Source organism: Brevibacterium linens ATCC 9172, from assembly GCF_900169165.1.
GTDB lineage: Bacteria > Actinomycetota > Actinomycetes > Actinomycetales > Brevibacteriaceae > Brevibacterium > Brevibacterium linens.
In genome coordinates this window covers 1-1,015 of record NZ_FXYY01000079.1, presented here as the reverse complement: position 1 = coordinate 1,015, position 1,015 = coordinate 1, and the positions used below count along the sequence as shown (strand labels likewise).

The window sequence follows — 1,015 nt, the reverse complement described above, 5'->3', positions numbered from 1 at the left end:
AGATCGATGATCACGGTCACGTACTTGTCACCCCGTCTGGTGTGCCGCCAGACATGTTCGTCGACGCCGATGACGCTCACGTTATCGAACCGGGAAGGATCGTCGATGAGAGCCCGATGTCCTTCGGCCAGGATCGCCTCATTAGCGGTGTGCCAGGATACAGCGAGCTTGGCCGCGATGACGGAGATCGTGGCGTGATCGACAACGAGTGCTTTCAAAGCCCATGCGAGTCCGGTGCGCGAGATCTTGGCCCTGGCTGGGGCTGCTTGGTCGGTGTCATGGCGCCACACGCGCCCACAGAGTTCGCACTTGTAGCGACGGAGTCGGATGAGCAGGGTGGTGGGACGGTGCCCGAAGGGTTCGTGAGCCAATTTCCGGGTCACAGTATCGCGGGGCCGGCCATGTCCGCCGCATCGGTGGCACCACTCATCGTCAGTGGTTGGGGTGCACAGGAGAACTGTTTCTGAATCGGTGACGTGTTGGCCCGTGCAGTGCAGGCCGAGTGTGTCGAGGTGGCAGAACGTGGTGAGGTCAGGGGTGGAGAACGTAAGGTGGTGCACGTCGAGGTCTTTCGGATGGTTTGTGTAGGAACTTCCATCTTCGAAAGGCCTCGACCTATTTCTGTGTAGCGACGCGCACCGGTTCTACACCCTCAACTGCGAAGAGCCGTGTTGGCCCGTGCAGTGCAGGCCGAGTGTGTCGAGGTGGCAGAACGTGGTGAGGTCAGGGGTGGAGAACGTAAGGTTGTGCACGTCGAGGTCTTTCGGATGGTTTGTGTAGGAACTTCCATCTTCGAAAGGCCTCGACCTATTTCTGTGTAGCGACGCGCACCGGTTCTACACCCTCAACTGCGAAGAGCCCCTAAAAGTTGCAGTACTTAACCCACTGAGCCTTGATCCACCGATTCGCTTGATGGCAAGGGGCTCACTCGGATTCGAGTGCGAACGCGGTGCGAGGGCAGGAAGTAGTGTCCCGGTCTCTCACCGGTCTCTTCCACATAGATGATTCCCCGGGG

Annotated in this window: 1 pseudogene; it reads right to left on the bottom strand. The window is 59.2% G+C overall.

The features are described 5' to 3' along the window. Positions 1 to 560: pseudogene (locus tag BLIN9172_RS17855) on the bottom strand (transposase family protein); the annotation flags it as partial. Between the last annotated feature and the right edge of the window lie 455 nt (positions 561 to 1,015).